The sequence below is a fragment of the Pseudomonas sp. NPDC089569 genome (genome assembly GCF_050280625.1).
GTDB lineage: Bacteria > Pseudomonadota > Gammaproteobacteria > Pseudomonadales > Pseudomonadaceae > Aquipseudomonas.
Genome location: NZ_JBNNVQ010000168.1, coordinates 1 through 6,578, shown reverse-complemented (window position 1 = coordinate 6,578; position 6,578 = coordinate 1). Strand labels below are relative to the sequence as shown.

The 6,578-nt window shown below is 59.2% G+C and carries 4 protein-coding genes and 2 pseudogenes; 2 read left to right on the top strand and 4 right to left on the bottom strand.

All coding sequences use genetic code 11. The features are described 5' to 3' along the window. Positions 1-811: 23S rRNA (adenine(2030)-N(6))-methyltransferase RlmJ (locus tag ACQKP2_RS31145; RefSeq protein ID WP_427582140.1), on the top strand; the 811-nt coding region annotated here is incomplete at its 5' end. Between the two features lie 96 nt (positions 812-907). Here the strand turns inward: ACQKP2_RS31145 and msrA are convergent. The 4 genes and pseudogenes from msrA to ACQKP2_RS31125 all read right to left on the bottom strand — a co-directional run. Further along, a complete protein-coding gene (gene msrA, locus ACQKP2_RS31140; protein ID WP_427582139.1) occupies positions 908-1,558 on the bottom strand; it encodes a peptide-methionine (S)-S-oxide reductase MsrA in 651 nt (216 codons plus the stop codon). Between the two features lie 197 nt (positions 1,559-1,755). Next, positions 1,756-4,449, bottom strand: a complete 2,694-nt coding sequence (locus ACQKP2_RS31135) for a putative bifunctional diguanylate cyclase/phosphodiesterase (RefSeq protein ID WP_427582138.1) — start codon at positions 4,447-4,449, stop codon at positions 1,756-1,758. 188 nt (positions 4,450-4,637) lie between these two features. Continuing rightward, positions 4,638-6,020: an alkaline phosphatase D family protein gene (locus ACQKP2_RS31130; protein WP_427582137.1), complete on the bottom strand. Its 1,383-nt coding sequence runs from the start codon at positions 6,018-6,020 to the stop codon at positions 4,638-4,640. Positions 6,021-6,300: 280 nt separating this feature from the next. Continuing rightward, positions 6,301-6,486 (bottom strand): annotated as a pseudogene (locus ACQKP2_RS31125) (2-oxo acid dehydrogenase subunit E2); the annotation flags it as partial. Between ACQKP2_RS31125 and ACQKP2_RS31120 the strand changes: the two are divergent. Then, a pseudogene (locus ACQKP2_RS31120) lies at positions 6,485-6,578 on the top strand (hypothetical protein); the annotation flags it as partial. The pseudogenes ACQKP2_RS31125 and ACQKP2_RS31120 overlap by 2 nt on opposite strands.

Below are 6,578 nucleotides of genomic sequence, written 5' to 3'. Positions count from 1 at the left end.
CGGCAATCACGCCGATGTGTTCATACACCTGTCCTTGACCCGCCTCATCGCCCTGATGTCGCGCAAGGAGCAGCCGTTTGCCTATCTCGACAGCCACGCCGGCATCGGTCTGTATGACTTGCAGGGCGATCAGGCCAATCGGACCGGCGAGTACCTGGAAGGTATCGCACGCTTGTGGGATCAGCCGGATCTGCCGATCCTGACGGCCGATTACATGCAGGTGCTGCATGAGATGAACCCGGATGGCCAGTTGCGCTATTACCCAGGGTCGCCGGAGTTGGCGCGTCGCCTGACGCGGCCGCAGGATCGCGTGTTGCTCAACGAGAAACACCCGGAAGACGGCGTGCTGCTCAAGGACAACATGAAGGGCGACCGTCGTGTTGCCGTGCATCTGGGCGAGGGCTGGCACATCGCGCGGGCGTTGTTACCGGTGGCCGAGAAGCGGGCGCTGATGCTGATCGATCCGCCGTTCGAGAAGCTCGATGAGATGCAGCGCTGTGCAGCGTCGTTGAAAGAGGCCATTGGCCGCATGCGCCAAACTGTGGCGGCGATCTGGTACCCGGTGAAGGATCAACGCGCTTTGCGTCGTTTCTATCAGGACCTGGCCGGCAGCGGTGCGCCGAAGCTGTTGCGCGTGGAGTTGCTGGTGCATCCGCTGGACACGCCAAACAGCCTGAACGGTTCCGGTCTGGCGATTGCCAACCCGCCGTGGGGGCTGGAGGAAGAGTTGCGTGAGTTGCTGCCGTGGCTGTCCAAAAAGCTTGGGCAGACCCAGGGTGGTTGGCAGATGGATTGGTTGATTGCTGAGTAACCCGTAGGAGCCAGCGGTGCGGCGACCCGACTTGCCGGCGAAAGCGACCTCAGGGACGCCTTCGCCGGCAAGCCTGGCTCCTACAGATGATCTTCTTCAGATCGGGCAGGTCACGCCCGTGCCGCCAATCCCGCAGTAGCCTTCCGGATTTTTCGCCAGGTACTGCTGGTGATAGGTCTCGGCAAAGTAGACGGTCGGCGCCTGATCGATTTCGGTGCTGATGTCGCCGAGGCCGGCCTTGGTCAATTCAGCCTGATAGGCCGCCTTGCTTTTGATTGCCGCGTCCAGTTGCTCAGGCGTAGTCGCGTAGATCACCGAACGGTATTGGGTGCCGATGTCGTTGCCCTGGCGCATGCCCTGGGTCGGGTTGTGCAGTTCCCAGAACATCTTCAGCAGGTCTTCGTAGTTGACCTTCGCTTTGTCGTACACCACCAGCACCACTTCAGCGTGGCCGGTCAGGCCCGAGCAGACTTCTTCGTAGGTCGGGTTTGGCGTGAAGCCGCCAGCGTAACCCACTACGGTGCTGACGACGCCTTCGCGCTGCCAGAAGCGGCGTTCGGCACCCCAGAAGCAACCCAGGCCAAAAATGGCGAAGTCGACGTCCTGGAAGAATGGGCCCAGCAGCGGCGTCTCTTCGAAGACGAAGTGCTTTTCAGGCAGGTTCATCGGGGTTTCACGGCCGGGCAGAGCTTGTTCTTTGGTTGGAAGCACGTTTTTGTTCACCAGAATTTCCGAGCGCAAGACCATGTTCAGTCCCCTCGTGGTTGAGATGTGAAGATCCAGACCGCCAGTGTGCCCAATGATGCCGAGTTAATCACTACCCCCTGTAGGAGCGAGCATGCTCGCGATGGACTCAAGGACACCGCGGGGCATCAAACACCCGGCGTTATCGTTGACGACTATCGCGAGCGTGCTCGCTCCTACAGGGGGGGCGTGCGTGGTTGTCAGGCGATGGGGCCGCGCGGGTAGCGCTTGAGTTTTTCGATCAGCTCGGCGCCCGGGATCGGGCGGTCGAACAGGTAGCCCTGGCCGACGTCGCAGCGATGGCGACGCAGGAAGGACAGCTGATCGGCGGTTTCAATGCCTTCAGCCACGACCTTGAGTTTCAGGTTGTGGGCCATGGCGATCACCGCGGAAGTGATTTCCATGTCGTCCTGGTTGTCCGGGATTTCGTGGATGAAGCTTCGGTCGATCTTGATGATGTCGATGGGGAATTTTTTCAGGTAACTGAGCGACGAATAGCCAGTGCCGAAGTCGTCCATGGCCAGTGTCAGGCCCAGGCCCTTGAGCTGGTCGAGTTGCATGTGGGTGTCTTCGGTGGCTTCCAGCAGCAGGCCCTCAGTCAGCTCCAGCTCCAACAGGTTCGCCGGTAGCGCTTCTTCCTTGAGGATGTTGGCGATGGACGCCACCAGGTCCGGATCGGAAAACTGTTTGGGCGACAGGTTGATCGCCACCTGAAGGTTGCCCAGGCCGGCGGCTGTCAGCGCTTTGCTCATGCGGCAGGCCTGGCGGGCGATCCATTTGCCGATGGGAATGATCAGGCCGGTTTCTTCGGCGACGCTGATGAACTGGTCCGGGCGGATCATGCCTTTTTCCGGATGATCCCAGCGCAACAGCGCCTCCATGCCCAGCAAGCGACCGGAGCGCAGGCAGAGCTTGGGTTGATAGAAAACATCCAATTCGTTCTGGGTCAGGGCGCGACGCAGGTTGTTCTCGACGAACAGCTTGTAGCTGGCTTCGGCATTCAGCGCTTCGGTGAACACTTGCACCTGGTGCTTGCCGTTGGCCTTGGCCTTGTGCAAGGCCAGGCCGGCGTTGCGCATCAGGGTCTGTGGATCACGCCCGTGCAGTGGTGCGCAGGCCAGGCCGACGGAGCCGGTCACGCTGATCAGCTGGTTGTCGACGAACATCGGCTTGTCGAGGGTGGTCAGCAATTGGTTGGCCACCTGCTGGCCGGCTACCAGGTCGGTGTTGTCCAGCAGCACCGCGAATTCGTTGCTCGCGAACCGCGCCAGGCTGCCGCCGGGGCTCAGGCTGTTGCGCAGGCGCCGGGCCAGGCTGATCAGCAGCTTGTCGCCGGTCTGGTGGCCGAGGCTGTCGTTGATGCGCTTGAAGTTGTCGATGTCCACCAGCAACAGGCTGATCGGGGTATCGCTGTCTCGGGCGAAGCGCTCATCCAGGTTACGGATGAACGCCGGGCGGTTGCCGAGGCTGGTCAGGTTATCGGTATAGGCCAATCGCTCGATGCGTTGCTGGGCGAGTTTGGTCTGGGTGATGTCTTCGTAGATGCCGATGTAGTGAGTCAGTTCACGGTTATCGCCATACACCTTGGAAATCGACAACTGGCCCCAGTACGGTTCGAGGTTTTTGCGGCGGCTCTTGAATTCGCCCTGCCAGCTGTTGCTCTTGGCCAGCGCAGAGGGCGCGTCGAACAGCAGCTCGCTGAGGTTTTCCAGGGCCGGCAGTTCCGCCAGGCGTTGGCCGTGGACTTCCTCGGTGGTGTATTGGGTGATCGCGGTGAAGCTGGGGTTCACGTACTCCACCACACCATCGCAATTGACCAGCAAAAAGGCGTTGGCGCTTTGTTCGACCGCACGCTGGAACAGGTGCAGGGCGCTGGTGGCGGTGCGTCGATTGTGATTGCTGATGACTTGGGCGAACTGGTCGGCCAGCTCGCCGGCGAAGGCGATTTCATCCGATTGCCAGGCGCGTGTGGCACCGGTTTGCTCAAGGCACAGCACGCCGACCACCTGGCCGTCGACGCGGATGCTGGCGTCGAGCATCGCGTTGATGTCTCGTGGACGCAGGGCTTCGGCTATTTCCCGGGTGCGCGGGTCGCGCATGGCGTTATGGGCGTCGATGGCGCGGCCGGTGTGCAGGGCATCGAGGTAGTCGGGAAAGTCGCTGACGGTGATCGGCTGCGGCAGCACGTATTGCTGGTTGGCGCGGTGATAGGCCGAGATCGGGACCAGCATCGAGCCATCGAGGTTCCACAGGCTGGCGCAGTCGATGTCATAAATCTCGCAGGCGCTGCGGGTGATCAGTTCGGCGGCTTCCTGCAGGGAGTTGTTGCTGCTGTAGCGCTGGCGGGTCAGCAGCAGGATCAGGTCCTGCTGGGCGCGTACCCGGTCCAGGTGCTGGAGTTGTTCCTGCTGGGCGCGCTGGTTGAGTTCCAGGGCGATTTGCAAGCGTGAGTTCTGGGTTTCCAGGTCCAGCGCCGGCAGCAAGGGGTCATCTTCGAACAGGCCGTCGATGACCAGCAGGTAACCGCGCAACAGGTGTCGATTGTGTTGTTTGTAGGCTTCACCCAATTCCAGCAGGTTCAGCGAGCCTGAGGCGGTATGCAAGGTGTAGCGGATCAGGTAGTGCGAGGCTTCGCTCAGTTGTTGCTGGATGGTGTCGTGCAACTGATAGCGCGCTTCGGGCTCCATCAGGCTGGCGTAGGGCGAGCCGATCAGTGCGCACAATTCCACGGCCGGCAGGCCGAATTGTCGCTCGCAATTGGGATCGAGAAACAACAGCGCCCAGCTTGGTTCATTCAGCCGTTCGAAACGCAGCATGCCGAGCCGCGAGGGCACAGGCAACTGCGTCACTACCTCGGCCACCATACGGCTGGCGGCATCGGGTTGGCTTTTCATGGAGGGAAACTCGCTTCGAATTTGCTGAACGCGCCGGGCTCACGCCTTCTTTACTGTTGCCTGCGGCAAGGTTGCATCATTGCGGCACCGACTGACAAGAGAGATGGAGGCCAAGTGCTATAAGAATATGTCGGCAGAAGCGAAGTTTTCTTCAATTAATCGCAAATAGTCAGGCTATTGATCGAACTTCAGCCCTGATCCAGTTCAATGCGCGTCGATTGCAGCAGGCTGCCATCCCGATCGTGATAACGCACCTGGACCTGTTCCGTATCGACGATCAGGTGCGCGAAGTTGTCCTGGCTGATCACCGGATGGCCCAGTTCGTGCCGATAATCGCCGGTGGCGGTCCGGATCAGGGGTTGATCGAGGATAAAGGTGGAGTCCCTGGCATAGGGCAGCAGGCTGCTGTTGCACAGGGGGGAGGACACGATGGTATGGACCTCGAATTCCGGGTCCTGGCTGTGTGTCAGGCGACTGGTCAGCGAGCCGTGGACATCGCCGCAAATGAAGATGACGTTCTTGATCCTGTGTGTACGAATCGTCTCCAGCAACCGCAACCGTTGTTCGGGGAAAGCCTGCCAGGCGTCATCCCCAAGGCGCTTGCGGTCAGGGTAGAGCATGACGCTGGTGACGACGAATTTGACTCGGGCGGGGTTATGGATCAGCCAGTCGCATAAAGCCTGTTCCTGTTCGGTATCAAGGATGCGCCGGTCGTTGCTCGCGAGATTGCGTTGGGTGCGACTGTCGGTGACGAACCATTCGATATCGCCATTGGAAAATTGGTACCAGTATTGTTTTGACGATGAGGTGGTTATTCGGGCAGGGCTGTGACTGGCTTGATATATTTCATAGGCAGCCATTGCGTTCTTGTATAAATAATCATCCGCACTGCTTTTATTAACGGGCCAGTTGTCCTCTATCTCGTGGTCGTCAAGAATCATATAAGTGGGAATGGAAGACATTAACTTGCTGATATGCGGCTGGGAAAATGCAGTGCGATATTTGGCAAGTATTTCCGGGTATTCCCGATCGGGTGCGATTAAATTCAAATCATCGACATACACCTGGTCTCCCGTCATCAGCATGGCATTGACCGGTGGTGTTGCATGGCGTGCCAGATTGGCGATGGAGGCGAAGATCCGGTCGCCCAGATGAGGGGCAACCGGTATGCCGAGGGTCATGCACAGGTAGCGGCAGGAACCAACGATGTAGGCGCGAGGCGTGCTGGCCTCGCTCGATTGCGTGCGCAGGTCGTAGATGTCCCGAGGCCATTGCAGTGGCAGTTCCTGAACGGTTTCGGCGGTGTGCACCGGGCTCATGGGTGAGAACCAGCCGGCCTGGTACTCGTACTTCGTATCGCCGGCAAGGTCCTGGAGGACGATGACGGCTGTCATGTCGCGTTCGGCTGTCAGTCGTGCAAATACGCCGGGGCTCCAGTGTTCGTCCCCGGCACGACGATAACGAATGCCGGCAAATGCCAAAGCGTTGCTTTGCCATTCGCCGCGTAGAAAGATACGTGCGCTGTTAGTTGTTGTATTGCCAATAAGAGGTCCGACAGTAGGCTTGAACATATTCGAGTCCATTCGCTGTTTTGGTTTTCAATCAAGGTGGAAAGTTATTGCTTGTATTGGCTGTTATATAACTAAGGCTAGTGATTGAATCGCAAAAAAAATCGGGCCGAAACAGACTTGAGTTGTGGGCAATATCAGCCACAAAAGTAGGAAGTAATCTTTACAGATAAAAAGTGCGGGCAAAAAAAAGCCCCGCCATTTGGCGGGGTTGAGGTACGAGCGTGGCGCTCGGAAACTGTGAAGCGCGACTGGCCCTCCGGTGAAGGAGGGCCGGCCGGTGTTACAGCAGGATGGTGCGGATGTCCGCCAGCAGGTCGCTCAGACGCTTGGTGAAGCGTGCAGCAGCGGCGCCGTTGATCACGCGGTGATCGTAGGACAGCGACAGAGGCAACATCAGTTTCGGCTGGAAGGCTTTGCCGTCCCAGACGGGCTGCATGGTTGCCTTGGAAACACCGAGGATCGCCATTAAATTCATTGGTCCATCGGCTGAAGTCATTCGCCGCATGGGCGACAAGACCGAAGCCCGCCGCAGCATGATCAAGGCGGGAGTGCCGGTCA

Excerpts from the sequence above, each read along its gene's own strand:
- msrA (WP_427582139.1), bottom strand. The coding sequence starts at position 1,558 with ATGGTCTTGCGCTCGGAAATTCTGGTGAACAAAAACGTGCTTCCAACC.
- ACQKP2_RS31135 (WP_427582138.1), bottom strand. The coding sequence starts at position 4,449 with ATGAAAAGCCAACCCGATGCCGCCAGCCGTATGGTGGCCGAGGTAGTG.
- ACQKP2_RS31130 (WP_427582137.1), bottom strand. The coding sequence starts at position 6,020 with ATGTTCAAGCCTACTGTCGGACCTCTTATTGGCAATACAACAACTAAC.